General features: G+C 68.3%; 15 protein-coding genes. 8 read left to right on the forward strand and 7 right to left on the reverse strand.

What is annotated here, in order from left to right:
* Window positions 1–127 precede the first annotated feature (127 nt).
* Complete coding sequence (locus OG485_RS22370; RefSeq protein ID WP_328670370.1) at window positions 128–829, reverse strand: DUF5324 family protein; 702 nt, start codon at window positions 827–829, stop codon at window positions 128–130.
* A 458-nt stretch (window positions 830–1287) separates the two neighbouring features.
* Here OG485_RS22370 and OG485_RS22375 point away from each other — a divergent pair, with 458 nt between their 5' ends.
* Window positions 1288–1821, forward strand: coding sequence for a peptidylprolyl isomerase (locus tag OG485_RS22375; RefSeq protein ID WP_328670371.1), 534 nt, complete (start codon window positions 1288–1290; stop codon window positions 1819–1821).
* Window positions 1822–1969: 148 nt separating this feature from the next.
* Window positions 1970–2884 (forward strand): rhomboid family intramembrane serine protease, encoded by a 915-nt coding sequence (locus OG485_RS22380; protein WP_328670372.1) that lies wholly within the window; start codon window positions 1970–1972, stop codon window positions 2882–2884.
* A 313-nt stretch (window positions 2885–3197) separates the two neighbouring features.
* Here the strand turns inward: OG485_RS22380 and crgA are convergent, their stop codons facing one another.
* The gene (gene crgA / locus OG485_RS22385; RefSeq protein WP_326786732.1) at window positions 3198–3452 is read right to left on the reverse strand and encodes a cell division protein CrgA; all 255 of its coding nucleotides are present in this window, start codon (window positions 3450–3452) and stop codon (window positions 3198–3200) included.
* A gap of 142 nt (window positions 3453–3594) precedes the next feature.
* On the opposite strand from crgA, the gene OG485_RS22390 reads away from it, so the two are divergent.
* The 6 genes from OG485_RS22390 (at window position 3595) to OG485_RS22415 (ending at window position 8291) form a co-directional block, all read left to right on the forward strand.
* Window positions 3595–4374 carry a DUF881 domain-containing protein gene (locus OG485_RS22390; RefSeq protein ID WP_328670373.1) on the forward strand — a complete coding sequence of 260 codons (780 nt, stop codon included), beginning with the start codon at window positions 3595–3597 and terminating at the stop codon, window positions 4372–4374.
* 66 nt (window positions 4375–4440) lie between these two features.
* A complete protein-coding gene (locus OG485_RS22395) occupies window positions 4441–5166 on the forward strand; it encodes a class E sortase (protein WP_328674591.1) in 726 nt (241 codons plus the stop codon).
* Between the two features lie 31 nt (window positions 5167–5197).
* A complete protein-coding gene (locus OG485_RS22400) occupies window positions 5198–5359 on the forward strand; it encodes a hypothetical protein (RefSeq protein ID WP_326786730.1) in 162 nt (53 codons plus the stop codon).
* Window positions 5356–5994 (forward strand): aminodeoxychorismate/anthranilate synthase component II, encoded by a 639-nt coding sequence (locus OG485_RS22405; protein ID WP_266760638.1) that lies wholly within the window; start codon window positions 5356–5358, stop codon window positions 5992–5994. The genes OG485_RS22400 and OG485_RS22405 overlap by 4 nt, the downstream gene beginning before the upstream one ends.
* The gene (locus OG485_RS22410; RefSeq protein WP_328670374.1) at window positions 5991–7436 is read left to right on the forward strand and encodes a class E sortase; all 1446 of its coding nucleotides are present in this window, start codon (window positions 5991–5993) and stop codon (window positions 7434–7436) included. The genes OG485_RS22405 and OG485_RS22410 overlap by 4 nt, the downstream gene beginning before the upstream one ends.
* Window positions 7437–7529: 93 nt before the next feature.
* Window positions 7530–8291, forward strand: coding sequence for a class E sortase (locus OG485_RS22415; RefSeq protein ID WP_443048741.1), 762 nt, complete (start codon window positions 7530–7532; stop codon window positions 8289–8291).
* Window positions 8292–8537: 246 nt separating this feature from the next.
* Here OG485_RS22415 and pknB read toward each other — a convergent pair whose 3' ends face one another.
* From pknB to OG485_RS22440, 5 genes are all read right to left on the reverse strand, one after another.
* Window positions 8538–10520 carry a Stk1 family PASTA domain-containing Ser/Thr kinase gene (pknB, locus tag OG485_RS22420; protein WP_328670375.1) on the reverse strand — a complete coding sequence of 661 codons (1983 nt, stop codon included), beginning with the start codon at window positions 10518–10520 and terminating at the stop codon, window positions 8538–8540.
* A 170-nt stretch (window positions 10521–10690) separates the two neighbouring features.
* Window positions 10691–12172, reverse strand: coding sequence for a peptidoglycan D,D-transpeptidase FtsI family protein (locus OG485_RS22425; RefSeq protein ID WP_328670376.1), 1482 nt, complete (start codon window positions 12170–12172; stop codon window positions 10691–10693).
* Entirely contained in the window at window positions 12169–13617 is a 1449-nt protein-coding gene (locus OG485_RS22430) for an FtsW/RodA/SpoVE family cell cycle protein (protein ID WP_328670377.1), read from the reverse strand. The genes OG485_RS22425 and OG485_RS22430 overlap by 4 nt, the downstream gene beginning before the upstream one ends.
* Window positions 13618–13643: 26 nt before the next feature.
* Entirely contained in the window at window positions 13644–15212 is a 1569-nt protein-coding gene (locus tag OG485_RS22435) for a Stp1/IreP family PP2C-type Ser/Thr phosphatase (protein ID WP_328674593.1), read from the reverse strand.
* A 90-nt stretch (window positions 15213–15302) separates the two neighbouring features.
* Entirely contained in the window at window positions 15303–15830 is a 528-nt protein-coding gene (locus OG485_RS22440) for an FHA domain-containing protein FhaB/FipA (protein ID WP_328670378.1), read from the reverse strand.
* Window positions 15831–15832 lie beyond the last annotated feature (2 nt).

Consider the following 15832-nt stretch of genomic DNA (forward strand, 5'->3'; position numbering starts at 1 on the left):
CGTCATCGCGAGCGGTGCGGGTAAATCCTCCGCGGGGCGCTCGCGGCTGCTCGTGCTGTTCCACGTGAAACATCGCTGCGGGGCAGGAGACCGTCAAGTCTCCTGCCCCGCAGTGATGTTGGGCGGTTCAGTGGCGGTCGTCGCGCTCCGCCGCCTTCTCTTCGGCTTCCTTGACCTGTACCTCGGGGTCCAGGTCGGACTGGCCGCTGCCGTCGACCGACGACAGATGCCCTGTCTCGGGCACCTCGGTCGCGGCCGGAGGCTCGACGAGCCAGTCGGGGTTGGCCTGCTTGTCCCACCACTTCCAGGCGGCGAAAGCTCCGCCCGTCAAAATCCCCAGCACGGCCAACGCCTTCACGAGACGGCCGGCCCGTGCTCGGCGCTCGTGCTTGCGGAGCAGCTTCTGGATCTCCTGCGGCGTGACCTGGCCGCGCAGGGCGGCGATGGCTGCCACACCGCGCGCCGCTGCCTCGTCCCGGACGGGCTGGGCCGCGGCCACCGCCTGCTCGATCCTCGGCTTGGAATAGTCGGCGGCCTGGCGGGCCGCCTTGCGGGTGCGGATGGCCGCCTCCTGGGCGGCCTGGTCGACCTTCGGCGGCACATGGGTACGGGCCTGCTCAAGGCGCGGCGCGAGATAGGCGTCGTACTGGACGCGGGCCTGCTCGGCGGCCTGCGACACCTTCGGTGCGAGCCGTACACGTGCTTCGCTCGCGTAGTACGAGGCCCTGTCCTTGGCTGTGTCGGCGTAAGGCGCCACCACTTCCGCGGCGTGCAGCACGCTGTCCTTCGCCGAGCCGGTCGCGGCGCGCACGCTGTCGATGCGGGTCACGGGTTTCCTCCTCCTCGGTGGCGTACGTCGGGGATACCAGGTACCCCCAAAGACACACAGTTCACCTTTCCGCCCCTGGGGGGATCATGCCCGTCCACGGGGTCCGGGGCATGTGAGGGCGGGCATCCGTGTCACGGGTGCCGACTCCCGGAGACTCCAGGGACGGAGCCGGTCAGGTGTCGATCAAGTGAGATAGCGGATCAATACGGGCAACAGGAGCTTGTCGTCGACAATGCCACGGATCGCCGCTGCCCGCTCCCGTCCGGCGCGACTTCGACGGGATTTCCGTACGTACGACTTTCTGTACGTGCGACCTTCTGTGTGCACGACTTTCCGTGCGCACGACGTTCTTCTGTGCTTCCGCGTCCGCACGTGCGTCCGGGGGTGGCGGTCAGGGGCCGAGCGGTCCGGTCCGTGCGAGGATCGGGCCGTCAAGAGAAGGCAACGGAAGGCAGATCGTGGCCGAGCAGCTTTACGCCACCCTGAAGACCAGTCAGGGCGACATCGACATCCGGCTCCTGCCGAACCACGCGCCGAGGACGGTCCGGAACTTCGTCGAACTCGCCACGGGTGAGCGCGAGTGGGTCAACCCGCAGACGGGTGTGACGTCCATGGACAAGCTGTACGACGGCACGGTCTTCCACCGGGTGATCAGCGGCTTCATGATCCAGGGCGGCGACCCGCTGGGTAACGGCACCGGGGGCCCCGGCTACCAGTTCGAGGACGAGTTCCACCCGGACCTCCGGTTCGACAGGTCCTACCTGCTGGCCATGGCCAACGCGGGCCCGGCCACCAACGGATCCCAGTTCTTCATCACCGTCGCCCCGACAGCCTGGCTGACCCGCAAGCACACCATCTTCGGTGAGATCACGGACGTGGCCAGCCAGAAGGTCGTGGACGCCATCGCCGGCGCCCCGACCAGCCCGCGCACGGAACGCCCGGTCGACGACATCGTGATCGAGTCGGTCGTCGTCGAGACCCGCGAACGCTGAGCCCGCGCCGGGCTCTCCGCCCTTGAGCCCGAAGCGTCCCGCAGGGAACCAAACGCCCCGTTCATCCGTAAGGATGGACGGGGCGGTGCGTTGCCCCGGACCCGCTGTGACCCTGTGCGAGCCGCCGTACGGAGATTGAGGGGACCCCATGGACCAGCAGCCGCCCGGCAGCCCGCAGGGACCGCGGGACCAGGGACCGCAGGACGCCGGGAGCCTGCCCGGCTGCTACCGGCACCCGGACCGCGAGGCCGGCGTGCGCTGTACCCGCTGCGAGCGCCCGATCTGCCCCGAATGCATGGTCAGCGCCTCCGTCGGCTTCCAGTGCCCCGACTGCGTCCGCGGCGGCTCCGGCACCGGCCACGCCCCGGCGGCCAACCAGCCCCGCACCCTCGCGGGCGGCACCGTCGCGGCGGACCCCCGGCTCGTCACCAAAGTGCTGATCGGCCTCAACCTGGCGATCTACCTCGTCCAGCTCTCGGTGGGCGACGCCTTCACCGACCGCTTCACCCTCTTCGGCCATGCCTTGCTCTCCGGCCACATGCAGGGCGTCGCCGAAGGCCAGTGGTACCGGATGCTGACGTCGATGTTCCTGCACAGCCCCAGCAGCTACACGCACATCATCTTCAACATGCTCAGCCTGTGGTGGGTCGGAGGTCCGCTGGAGGCGGCCCTCGGCCGCGCCCGCTACATCACCCTCTACTTCGTCTCGGGCCTCGCGGGCAGCGCGCTCACCTATCTGCTCGCCGCCCCCAACCAGCAGTCGCTCGGCGCATCCGGCGCGATCTTCGGCCTGTTCGGCGCCACCGCGGTCCTGATGCGCCGGCTCAACTACGACATGCGCCCGGTCATCGCCCTGCTGGTGATCAACCTGATCTTCACCTTCGGGTGGAGCAACATCGCCTGGCAGGCGCACATCGGCGGTCTGATCGGCGGCGTGGTGGTCGGCTACGCGATGGTCCACGCCCCGCGCGAGCGGAGGAACCTCGTCCAGTACGGCGTGTCCGCGCTGATGCTGGTCGCCGTGGTCGTCACCACGCTGCTCAGAACGGCTCAGCTCACCTGATAGGGCGGGCCCGGCTCACCTGAGACAATGCACGGCTCACCTGGGAAGTGATGTTGTCCACAGATCCTGGCCGATCTTGTGCATGTCGTGCGGGAACAGCTGTGCCCCCTGTCACTGACCCGAGTTTTCCCAGGTCGGACAGGGGGCGAACAGGTTTACGGGGGCTGGCGGACCAGTCACACCGGCGTCAACCACCGATGAGTTATCCACAGATCGTCTTTCTTTTCCACCTGTGGACAACTCTTGTGGATAACTCAGTGGAGAGCTGTGGGCAGAGCTCGTTCCCGTGTCGCTGCCGACTGAGCGAAGACGGTCACTTCCACTGCGTGGAGACGCCGAACCCGGCCGCGATGAAGCCGAAGCCGACCACGATGTTCCAGTTGTCGAGCGCGTCGATCGGCAGGGTGCCGTCCGTCACGTAGAAGACAACGATCCAGGCGAGACCGATGAGGAACATGGCCAGCATGGCTGGTGCGACCCAGGTGTTGCTGGTCAGCTTGATGTTGGTCGCCTGCTTCGCCGGGGGCGGCGTGTAGTCGGCCTTCTTGCGGATACGTGACTTCGGCACGAGGGTCTCTCCTGTCGATGCGCTGCGTGGCCGCGCAGGGAACTTGGGCGGGCTCCGGGGCAGCGTACAAGGGGACACTGAGCGCTCCCCCGGGCGTCCGTTAGCGTAGTGCTTCCGCGGCGCCGAAGGAGATAAGGGTACGTTGAGCAATTCTGCCGACTCCCCCGGGACGAATTCCAGTCCTGGCGGTACGCCACGTTTCCGGCCGGTACGTGTCCTCACGGTGGCCGTCTTCGCCCTCGCGGGCCTCATCTTCTTCACGAGTTTCGATACGGCCAAGGGTACGAACATCCGTACGGATTCGTCTCTGCTGAAGCTCTCCGACCTGATTCAGGAGCGCAGCCACAAGAACGCGACGCTGGACGAGTCCAACGGCGCCCTGCGCCGCGATGTGGACGGCCTCGCCAGCAGCGAGGACGGCAGCAGCGAGGCCGGGGACGCGCGGCTCGCGGCGCTGGAGAAGAACGCGGGCACCCAGAAGATCAAGGGTGAGGCCGTCACGGTCACGCTCAATGACGCCCCGCCCAACGCGACGGCGAAGCTTCCCGGCTACCCCGAGCCTCAGCCCGACTACCTCGTCATCCACCAGCAGGACCTCCAGGCGGTGGTGAACGCCCTGTGGCAGGGCGGCGCCAAGGGCATCAAGGTGATGGACCAGCGGCTGATCTCCACCAGTGCCGTGCGCTGTGTCGGCAACACCCTGATCCTGCAGGGCCGCGTCTACTCACCCCCGTACAAGATCACCGCCATCGGGGACCCGGCGAAGCTCCAGAAGTCGCTCGCATCCTCCCCCGCGATCCAGAACTACATGGTGTACGTCAACGTCTACGGGCTCGGCTGGAAAGTCGAGGAGAACGGGACGGTGACTCTTCCCGGCTACTCGGGCACAGTGGATCTCCACTACGCGAAGCCCGTGGAGTAGGCGCCGGACCTCGCGGAGCAGTGGGCGAAGCCTGAGAGCGAGCTGCCGCCGGGGGGCCTTGTGTCGGTGCGAGTGGTCGTCAGGACGATCAGTGAACTGTGTCTGACCATCGGCACCCTGATCGTGCTCTTCGTGGTCTACGTGTTGTTCTGGACGGGGGTCAAGGCCGACAGCGCGATGGACCACCAGATCGAGGTGCTCCAGAAGCAGTGGGCGAAGGGCGCGGTGACCCGGTCGCCGGAGCCCGCGCCGGACTCTTCGGGAGGCACGGGCAGTGCCGGCGGGACGGCCACCGCGAGCCCGAAGGCGCCCGGCCCCTACAAGTACGGCGGCCCGTTCGCGGTCATGTACATCCCGCGTCTTGGTTTCACGTGGAACAAGCCCGTGCTCGAAGGCACGGGCACGCAGGTGCTGAAGAAGGGGCTCGGCCACTACCGGGGGACCGCCCAGCTCGGCCAGGAGGGCAACTTCTCGGTCGCGGGTCACCGGCGCACGTACGGCGATCCGTTCAAGGACTTTCCCGAGCTCCGGCGGGGTGACGCGGTGGTGCTGACGGACGGGACGACCTGGTTCACGTATCGGATCGACAAAGGCCCCTACAAAACGGTGCCCTCCGACATTGAGGTGATCGACCCTGTGCCACGTAAGTCCGGGTATACGCGTCCGGGGCGCTATCTCACGCTGACCACGTGCGATCCGGAGTGGGGGCACAGCCATCGGTTGATCGTCTGGGCACATCTTGACTCCACGCAGCCTGTGGAGGCAGGGAAACCGGAGGCTCTGCGCCGTTAGTCTGTTGGCGTACGGCGACGGAAGGGACGGCATGTACGGCTGGATCTGGCGGCATCTGCCGGGGAGCGCGTGGGTGAGGGCGCTGATCTCACTCGTGCTCGTCCTGGCGGTGGTCTACGTGCTCTTCCAGTACATCTTCCCGTGGGCCGAACCGCTGCTGCCCTTCAACGATGTGACGGTGGACAACCAGTGAGCACGCGCATCCTCGTTGTGGACAACTACGACAGCTTCGTCTTCAACCTGGTCCAGTACCTGTACCAGTTGGGCGCGGAGTGCGAGGTGCTGCGCAACGACGAGGTGTCGACCGCGCACGCCCAGGACGGCTTCGACGGTGTACTCCTGTCCCCGGGGCCCGGCGCTCCCGAACAGGCCGGTGTCTGCATCGACATGGTCCGGCACTGTGCCGCGACCGGGGTCCCCGTCTTCGGCGTCTGCCTCGGGATGCAGTCGATGCAGGTGGCGTACGGGGGTGTGGTCGACCGGGCGCCCGAGCTGCTGCACGGGAAGACCTCCCTTGTGGAACACCAGGGCAAGGGCGTCTTCGCCGGGCTGCCGTCGCCTTTCACGGCGACCCGCTACCACTCGCTGGCGGCCGAGCCGGAGACGGTCCCGGCCGAGCTGGAGGTCACGGCCCGGACCCACGACGGGATCGTCATGGGTCTCAGACACCGTGAACTGCCGGTCGAGGGCGTGCAGTTCCACCCGGAGTCGGTGCTGACCGAGCACGGCCACCGGATGCTCGCCAACTGGCTGCTCGAGTGCGGTGACAAGGTGGCCGTGGCGAGATCGGCGGGGCTCGCCCCGGTGGTGGGCAGGGCCACGGCGTGACCGCGCTGCGCCCCGAGCGCGACAGCTCCCCCTACGGCGGCGAGGCCGCGTACGGGGGCGCTGGCGCGTTCGAGGCGGCGGTCGGAGGGCTCGCGGACCCGCTGACGGATCCGCTGCCCGGCCAGGGCCAGGGACAGGACCAGGGCGCGCCGCATCAGGGCTACGGCCACGGCGGGTACGGACCCGACTGGTACGCCGCACAGCAGCAGGAGCAGGCCGCCCGGATGCAGGCCGCGCAGGTGCAGGCCGCCCAGGCGGCGCAGTCACAGGCGTATGCCGCCCAGGCGCAAGCACAGGCCCAGGCGCAAGCACAGGCCCAGGCGCAGGCTCGGGCGGTCCGGGCGCAGGCCCAAGCCCAGGCCCAGGCGATGCCTTCCGGCCCGGCGTCGGCACCGTCGTACGCGGACGAGTACGAGCGGGCGTACGCCCCGCACTACCAGGAGCCCGCGGCCGCCCATTACCGCGGACCGGTGGCCGCTCCCGTGGCGGAGCCGATGCCCGAACGGGTGGCGCCGAGGCCGCCGTTGGACGACGAGACGGTCGCGTTGCGTCTTCCCGGCTCGCCCGCGAGGACGCAGCGCCGCGCGCGGCCGGCCGACAGCGAGGACGGTCCCGCCTCGGAGGGGCGTGCGGCCCGCCGTAAGGCCGCCAGACGCCACGGAGGACACGGAAGGCCCCAGGAGCCCCACGAGCCCCAGGAAGCGGCTCAGGGGGCCGCAGGGGCCCCTCGGAGTCGGATGGACGCCCGGCGCGCGGCGCGGGCGTCGAAACCGGGCGGGGCGGTCCTCGTGAGCCGGATGGTCGGCGAGGTGTTCATCACCACCGGCGTGCTGATGCTGCTGTTCGTGACCTACCAGCTCTGGTGGTCGAACGTGCGGGCGCACCAGCAGGCGGGCAACGAGGCGAGCAGCCTTCAGCAGGACTGGGCGAACGGCAAGCGCAATCCGGGGGCGTTCTCGCCCGGGCAGGGCTTCGCCATCCTGCACATCCCGAAGCTGGACGTGGTCGCGCCGATCGCGGAGGGCATCAGCAAGCCGAAAGTGCTCGACCGCGGCATGGTCGGCCACTACGGCGAGGCGCCCCTCAAGACGGCGATGCCCGACGCCAAGACCGGCAACTTCGCGCTCGCCGGGCACCGCAACACCCACGGCGAACCGTTCCGCTACATCAACCGCCTCAAGCCGGGCGACGAGATCGTCGTCGAGACGCAGGACGACTACTACGTCTACAAGATGGCGTCGATCCTGCCGGTGACGAGTCCGAGCAACACGAGCGTGCTCGATCCGATCCCCAAGGGTTCGGGTTTCACCGGGCCGGGCCGCTACATCACACTGACCACCTGCACACCGGAGTTCACCAGTAAGTACCGGATGATCGTCTGGGGCAAGATGGTCGAGGACCGGCCGCGCAGCAAGGGCAAGCCCGACGCGCTGCTCGGCTGAGGACGGACGCCGGCGCGCGTGGGGACAAGCGCGTGCGCGGGCGGGACGTGCACGAGAGACAACCTGAGACAGACCAGACGGGGCAGATGAACAGTGGCAGCGAGGACCGACCACGACGAACGCGCCGGATCGGCGGCCGGGTACGCGGCCTCCGGCGAGGTGCCCGGCGGGCGCCGGCCCATGGGATGGTTCGCGATGACGGTCAGCGTCTTCGGTGAACTGCTCATCACGGTGGGCCTGGTGCTCGGCCTGTTCGTCGTCTACTCGCTGTGGTGGACGAACGTCGTCGCCGACCGCGAGGCGCACAAACAGGGCGACAAGGTCCGCGACCACTGGGCGCAGACCCCGAGCGGTCCGGGCGCGCTGGACACCCAGGACGGCATCGGCTTCCTGCACGTCCCGGCGATGAACAACGGCGAGGTCCTGGTCGAGAAGGGCACGGCGACGAAGATCCTCAACGACGGCGTCGCCGGCTACTACACGGAACCCGTCAAGTCGTCCCTTCCGATGACCGGCAAGAACGGCAACTTCACCCTCGCCGCCCACCGGGACGGCCACGGCGCCAAGTTCCACAACATCGACAAGATCGGCATGGGCGACGCGATCGTCTTCGAGACCCGGGACAAGTGGTACGTCTACAAGGTCTTCGACATTCTCCCGGAGACCTCGAAGTACAACGTCAAGGTTCTCCAGACGGTCCCGGAGCAGTCCGGCAAGAAGAAGCCCGGCCACTACATCACCCTGACGACCTGCACCCCGGTGTACACCTCCCGCTACCGCTACGTGGTGTGGGGCGAACTGGAGCGCGTGGACAAGGTCGACAACGCCCGGACACCTCCGAAGGAACTGCGCTAGCCCTGTCGGCTGTCGGCTGTCGAGCAGCGCGGCAGTGACACGTCGTCACTCCCGGCATGAGCCGACCCGAGTCGCGACGAGAACGCGGGCGACCGGATCACCGTGACGTCCTCGCAGGACCTCGGTTCTCCGACTGGCCGACGGCCGGCAGCCCTCGGTCTCGCAACCGACGCAAAGGGCCCCGGCACTCAAGAGTGCCGGGGCCCTTTGCGTCGGTTGCCCGAGTGCGGTCCTTGGTGGGGCCTATCAGCCGTTGCCGAAGAGGCCGCCGCCACCGTTGTTGCCGCCGTTGTTGTTGCCGAACTTCACCGTGGTCAGCGTGACTGTCGTGTTGTCCGGGCTGTCGACCGGGTTGTCGGGACCCGGGTCCTGGCTGATCACCTTGGCGTCGTCGCTTCCGTCGCTGCCCTGGGCGAACTGGATGTTGTTGAAGCCGGCTGCCTGCAGGATCTGCCTCGCCTCGGCCACGGTCTTGCCGAAGACGTTCGGCACCGTCGACTGCTGCTTGGCCTTGCCGATCTGGATCTGCACCTTGGAGCCGGGGTCCGCCTGGGTGTTGGCCGTCGGGGTCGTCTGGATGACCTTGCCGACCAGGTTCTGGTCGTCGGTCTCCGTGTCCACGCACTCGCCCACGAGACCGTTGGCCGTCATCTGGGCCTTCGCCGCGTCGCAGCTCTGCCCAGAGACGTCCGGGACGGTGGACTTCTTCTTCTCCTTGGAGACGGTCAGGGTGATGGCCGACCCCTTCTCCACCTCGTCACCGAGACCCGGGTTCTGCTCCAGAACCTTGTTCGGCTCCTCTTCGGACTCCTCGTACTTGACCTTGACCGTCAACCCGTACTTGTCGTCCCCGAGGATCGCCTTGGCCTCGTCCAGGGTCTTGCCCTTGACGCTCGGCACGGAGACCTTCGGCGCCCCGGTGGACACGACCACATTGATCGAGTCGCCCTTGTTCACCGTCGAGCCGAAGGGCGGATCCTGCGAGCAGATGTTGCCCTTGGGTTCGGCCTCGCACGCCTTGCGTGTGGGGACGAGCGTCAGATCGCGGTTCTCCGCCTGCTTCTTGGCGTCCGCCAGCGTCTGGCTCACGAAGTTGGGCACCTTGAACGCGTCGCCGCCCGTTCCCTTGCCCGAGAACGCGTACTTCCCGATCAGGATCGCGCCGATGAGCACCAGGACACCCGCGACGACCAGGAGGATCGTCGAGGTGTTGTTCTTCTTCTGCCGACGTCGGTCGGGGCGGTCGTCGTAGCCGTAGCCGCCGTCGTCCGGGTTCATCGGCGGAAGCATCGACGTGGCCTGGGCGTCCGAGGAGCGCAGGGCCGTCGTCGGCTGGTCGTCGCCGTAGCCGTAGCCGACCGAGCCCATGGCGGCGCTGGCGGCGACGGGCTGGCCGTCGAGGCAGGCCTCGATGTCGGCGCGCATCTCGTCGGCGGACTGGTAACGGTAGTCCGGGTCCTTGACGAGGGCCCGCAGCACGATCGCGTCCATCTCGGGCGTGATCTCGGGGTCGAAGACCGACGGGGGCTGGGGCTCCTCGCGGACGTGCTGGTACGCGACGGCCACCGGGGAGTCGCCCACGAAGGGCGGGCGCACGGTCAGCAGCTCGTACAGCAGACAGCCGGTGGAGTAGAGGTCCGAGCGGGCGTCGACCTGTTCGCCCTTCGCCTGCTCGGGAGAGAGGTACTGGGCCGTGCCGATGACCGCGGCCGTCTGCGTCATCGTCATGCCGGAGTCGCCCATGGCGCGGGCGATGCCGAAGTCCATGACCTTGACCTGGCCGTTGCGCGTCAGCATGACGTTGGCGGGCTTGATGTCGCGGTGGACGATGCCGGCGCGGTGCGAGTACTCCAGGGCCTGGAGGATGCCGATGGTCATCTCCATCGACCGCTCGGGCAGCAGTCTGCGTCCCGAGTGCAGCAGCTCGCGCAGCGTGGACCCGTCGACGTACTCCATCACGATGTACGGGATGGAGGTGTTGTCGATGTAGTCCTCACCCGTGTCGTAGACGGCGACGATCGCGGGATGGTTGAGCGAGGCGGCCGACTGGGCCTCCCGGCGGAACCGGGCCTGGAACGACGGGTCGCGTGCGAGGTCGGCCCGCAGCGTCTTCACCGCCACCGTACGGCCGAGCCGGGTGTCATGCGCGAGGTAGACCTCCGCCATGCCACCACGGCCGAGCACGTGGCCCAGCTCGTACCGGCCGCCGAGGCGACGCGGCTCTTCCATAGCTACCTACCAGCCCTCTCCGTCGGTCCCGACCGCACCGTTGTGTGGTCCGGCGGTGTGCTGTCCGGGCATACCGTACCCGGATCGGCTTGTGTGACCTGGCCTAGAGCGTCACCCGTGACAGGACCGGTATCGCAACGTGCACCGATGTGATGGGGACGTGATCGGGGTCACTTCTTGCTGTCGATGACTGCCTTCATCACGTCCCTCGCGATGGGGGCGGCGAGACCACCACCCGAGATGTCGCCACGGTTGGCGCTGCCGTCCTCCACGACCACGGCCACGGCGACCGGGGAGCTGCCGTCGGGGAGCTTGGCGTAGGAGATGAACCACGCGTAAGGCTTCTCACTGTTGGCGACACCGTGCTGGGCGGTACCGGTCTTGCCGCCGACGGTGACGTCGGGGATCCGCGCCCGCGTACCCGTGCCCTCCTTGACGACCGTCTCCATCATGGACTGAAGGATCTGGGCGTTGGACTCCGAGAGCGGCTGGCTCAGCTTCTCCGGCTCGGTCTGCGAGATGACGTCCAGGCTGGGCGCCTGCAGCTTGTCCACCATGTAGGGCTTCATGAGCGTGCCGTTGTTGGCCACCGCGGAGGCCACCATGGCCATCTGCAGCGGGGTCGCGGCGGTCTCGAACTGGCCGATGGAGCTGAGCGCGGTCTGCGCCGGGTCCATCGACTTGGGGAAGACGGAGGCGTTGGAGCGCACCGGGGTGAGCTGCTCGGAGCCGAAGCCGAACTTCTCGGCCTCCGCCAGCATCTTGTCCTTGCCGAGGTCGGTGCCGATCTTGCCGAAGACGGTGTTGCACGAGAAGCGGAGCGCGATCCGCATGCTCGCGTCCTTGCAGGGGATGTTCCCCTCGTTCTTCAGCTCGGTCCGGGTGCCCTTCAGGATGTACGGCAGCGGGGTGTCGGTGTGCTGGTCCGCTGTCGTGTACAGGCCGTTCTCCAGGGCCGCCGCCGCGGTGACCACCTTGAAGGTGGAGCCGGGCGGGTAGGTCTCGCGCAGCGCCCGGTTGAGCATCGGGTCGTCGGGGTTGTTCTTCTTCTGGAGCTTGTTCCAGGCCTTCGCGTCGGTGTTGGTGTTCCCGGCGAAGGCGGAGGGGTCGTACGACGGGGTGGAGGCCAGTGCCAGGATCGCGCCGGTCTGCGGGTTGATCGCGGCGACGGCGCCCTTGCCCCGGCTCAGCAGGCCCTTGTAGGCGGCTTTCTGCGCGGCGGCGTTGAGGGTGGTGATGACGTTGCCGCCCTGCTTGCCCTTGCCCGTGATCATGTCGAGGGTGTTGCGGAAGAAGAGCCGGTCGTCGTTGCCGGTGAGTATGCCGTCGTCCAGCTTCTCCAGCTGGGAGGCGTCGAAGGCCTGCGAGGCGTACCCGGTGACCGGCGCCCACATGGCGCCGTCCTTGTAGGTGCGCTTCCAGGCGAAGTCGTTGATGCCGTTCTTCTTCGTCTCGGTGGCCCCGGTGATCGGGTTGCCGTCGACGATGATGTTGCCGCGCGGGGTGGCGTACCGCTCGATGGCGACGCGGCGGTTGTTCGAGTCGGTCCGCAGGCTGTCCGCCTGGACGTACTGGATGTAGTTGTCGCGGAGGAGCAGGGCGAGGACGAGGAGCCCGCAGAAGATCGCGATCCGGCGCAGGGGCTTGTTCACGGGCGGACCACCTGGGTCATCTCGGCGTCGGGGCTGGGGGCGGGGGCGGGTGCAGGGCGGCGGGCGGTGTCGCTGATGCGGATCAGGACGGCGATCAGTGCCCAGTTGGCGATGACGGAGGAACCGCCGGATGCGAGGAACGGCATCGTCATACCGGTCAGCGGGATCAGGCCCATGACGCCGCCGGCGACCACGAAGACCTGGAGTCCGAAGGCGCCGGACAGGCCGACGGCGAGGAGCTTGCCGAACGGGTCGCGGGCGGCGAGGGCGGTGCGGATGCCGCGCTCGACGATCAGGCCGTAGACCAGCAGGATCGCCATGACGCCCGCCAGACCCAGTTCCTCGCCGAACGTGGCGAGGATGAAGTCGGAGTTGGCGGCGAACCGGATGAGTTCGGAGTGGCCCTGGCCGAGGCCGGTGCCGAGGGTGCCGCCGGAGCCGAAGGCCCACAGGGCCTGCATGGCCTGCTCGGAGTGGAGGATGCCGTCGCTGGGTGCGGCCCGGCTGAGCGTGTACTCGCGCATCGGGTCGAGCCAGGCCTGCACACGGGTCTGGACGTGCGGTTCGAAGCTGGCGACACCGACGGCGCCGGCCGCGGACATCAGCAGACCGAACACGATCCAGCTGGTCCGCTCGGTGGCGACGTACAGCATGATGACGAACATTCCGAAGAACAGCAGCGACGTACCGAGGTCGGTCTCGAAGACCAGGATGAGGATCGAGATCGCCCAGACGGCGATGATCGGGCCGAGGTCGCGGCCGCGCGGCAGGTACAGGCCCATGAAGCGGCGGCTGGCCAGGGCGAGCGCGTCGCGCTTCACCATCAGGTAGCCGGCGAAGAAGATCGCGAGGACGATCTTCGCGAACTCGCCGGGCTGGATGGAGAATCCGGCGACCGAGATCCAGATCTTGGCGCCGTAGGTGAGGTCGGCGCCGAGGCCCGGTACCAGCGGCAGCAGCAGCAGGACCAGGGCGCCGACCATGGAGATGTAGGTGTAGCGCTGCAGGACGCGGTGGTCCTTGAGGAAGATCAGCACGACGGCGAACAGGCCGATGGCCAGCGCGGTGTACAGCAGTTGGCGGGGTGCCGCGTTGCCCGCTTGTTTGATCGACTGCAGCAGCTTGGACTGGTCGAGACGCCAGATCATCACCAGTCCGAGGCCGTTCAGCAGCGTGGCCAGCGGGAGCAGCAGCGGGTCCGCGTACGGAGCGAACTTGCGCACCGCGAGGTGGGCGACGCCGGCCAGCAGGCCGAGGCCCAGGCCGTAGCTCAGCAGGCCTGTGGGCACCTTGTCGTCGATGGCCAGGCCCACGTTGGCGTAGGCGAAGACCGGGATGACGACCGCGAACACCAGCAAGGCCAGTTCGGTGTTGCGTCGGCTGGGTGCGCCGATCGACCCGATCGTGGACGTGTGGTGTGTCGGCGTGTTCGTACTACTGCTCATCGTGTGACAGGGCCCCTCACGGCTTCTTACTGCTTACCGCACAGCGAGACCAGCTTCTGCTCCTCGGTGGAGAGGCTGGGGCCGGGTGTGGGAGTGGGTGCGGTCGTGGACTTGGAGGACGAAGGTGCCGAGCTCGACGGGGTCGGGCTCGGGCTGGACGTGGCCTTGGACGTCAGAGAGGTCTTTGTGGTTCCCGTGGTTCCGTCGGCCTTGCCCGAACTGGGCTTCGCGCTGTTCTGGCTCTCGGCGGTGCGGCGCTGCGCGTCCTTGCGGCAGGCGGAGGCCTGCACGGCGAGTTCGTCGATCTTCGCCTGCGCGTCCGCGAGGCCGCCTTCGGTGATGGTCGCCTTGACCTGCTTCTGCTGGTACGGCGGCAGGTACTTGAGTTCGATCTCGGGGTGGTCCTTCGCCACCTTCGAGAGCGAGACCCAGGCCAGGTCCTGGCTGATCCCACGGTAGAGGGCGACGTGTTCGTCCTGGGCGCCGACGTAGTACTGCGTCTGCGTCCAGCGGTAGCCGCCGTACAGGCCGCCGCCGATGACGGCGAGCGTCAGGATGACGTAGAAGGATCGCTTCAGCCACCTGCGTCCGCTGCGCGGCTTGACGAAGTCGTCGTCCGAGTAGTCGCCGAAACTGCTCGTGGAGACGTAGCCGGTGGTGTCGCCGCTGCCGGGCGGGCCGAACTCGCCGCCGCCCTGTCCGGGCACGGGCCGGCCGAGGCCGGAGGCACGGCCGGCGGGCGTCTGCATGGCGCCGTTGTCGTGCAGCTGGAGCTGGTTCTCGGCGACGGCGCCGACCACCACAGGGGTGTCGGAGAGCTGGGCCGCGAGGGTGTCGCCGGAGTCGATGTCGAGGACGTCGGCCACGATGACGGTGATGTTGTCGGGGCCGCCGCCGCGCAGCGCGAGCTGGATGAGCTCCTGCACGGTCTCCTGCGGGCCCTGGTAGCTGGCGAGGGTGTCTTCCATCGTCTGATGGGAGACGACACCGCTGAGGCCGTCGGAACAGATCAGGTACCGGTCGCCGGCGCGGACCTCGCGGATCGAGAGGTCGGGCTCGACGTGGTCGCCACTGCCCAGCGCGCGCATCAGCAGGGAGCGCTGCGGGTGGGTGGTGGCCTCCTCCTCGGTGATGCGGCCCTCGTCGACGAGGCGCTGCACCCAGGTGTGGTCCTGGGTGATCTGCGTCAGCACGCCGTCCCGCAGCAGGTACGCGCGGGAGTCGCCGACGTGGACGAGACCGAGCCGCTGGCCGGTCCACAGCAGGGCGGTGAGCGTGGTGCCCATGCCCTCGAGCTGCGGGTCCTCCTCGACCATCAGCCGGAGCTGGTCGTTGGCACGCTGTACGGCGGTGCCGAGCGAGGTGAGGATGTCGGATCCGGGTACGTCGTCGTCGAGCGCGACGATGGTGGAGATCACCTCGGAGCTGGCGACCTCACCGGCGGCCTGGCCGCCCATCCCGTCGGCGATCGCGAGCAGGCGGGGACCGGCGTAGCCCGAGTCCTCGTTGCCCTCGCGGATCATGCCTTTGTGCGATCCGGCGGCGAAGCGCAGTGACAGACTCATGCGCACCTCGCCCGTCGGCTCCGGGTACATCCGCACGGTGCCCACCCTCCGGTCGGGAGCGCGCCGGGGTTCCTTGTGTGGACCGCCGCTGCGTGCTCGCTCCGCTCGCTCATTGTCGTACTACTTCCGCAGCTCGATGACGGTCTTGCCGATGCGGATCGGCGCGCCCAGCGGAACGGGCGTCGGGGTCGTCAGCCGGCTCCGGTCGAGATACGTGCCATTGGTGGAGCCGAGGTCCTCGACGATCCACTGGCCGTCCCGGTCGGGGTAGATCCTGGCATGCCGGCTGGACGCGTAGTCGTCGTCCAGCACGATGGTGCTGTCGTGCGCTCGGCCCAGGGTGATGGTCTGCCCCTGAAGCGCGACGGTGGTACCCGTGAGGGTGCCCTCCGAGACGACCAGCTTGGATGGTGCGCCGCGACGCTGCCGCCCGCCGCCGGCAGCGGCGGGTGCCTGCTGCTGGCGCTGCTGCGGAGGCGCGGCTTGCCGCGCGGCCTGCTGGGGCCTCGCAGCCTCCCTGCGGGAGCCGCGCTGTGTGACGCGCGTTCCGAACAGGTCGCTGCGGATGACCTGCACGGCCACGATCACGAACAGCCACAGTACGGCCAGGAAACCCAGCCGCATGACCGTGAGGGTCAGCTCTGACATTG

Origin of the sequence: Streptomyces sp. NBC_00328, assembly GCF_036139655.1 — a bacterium.
Lineage (GTDB): Bacteria > Actinomycetota > Actinomycetes > Streptomycetales > Streptomycetaceae > Streptomyces.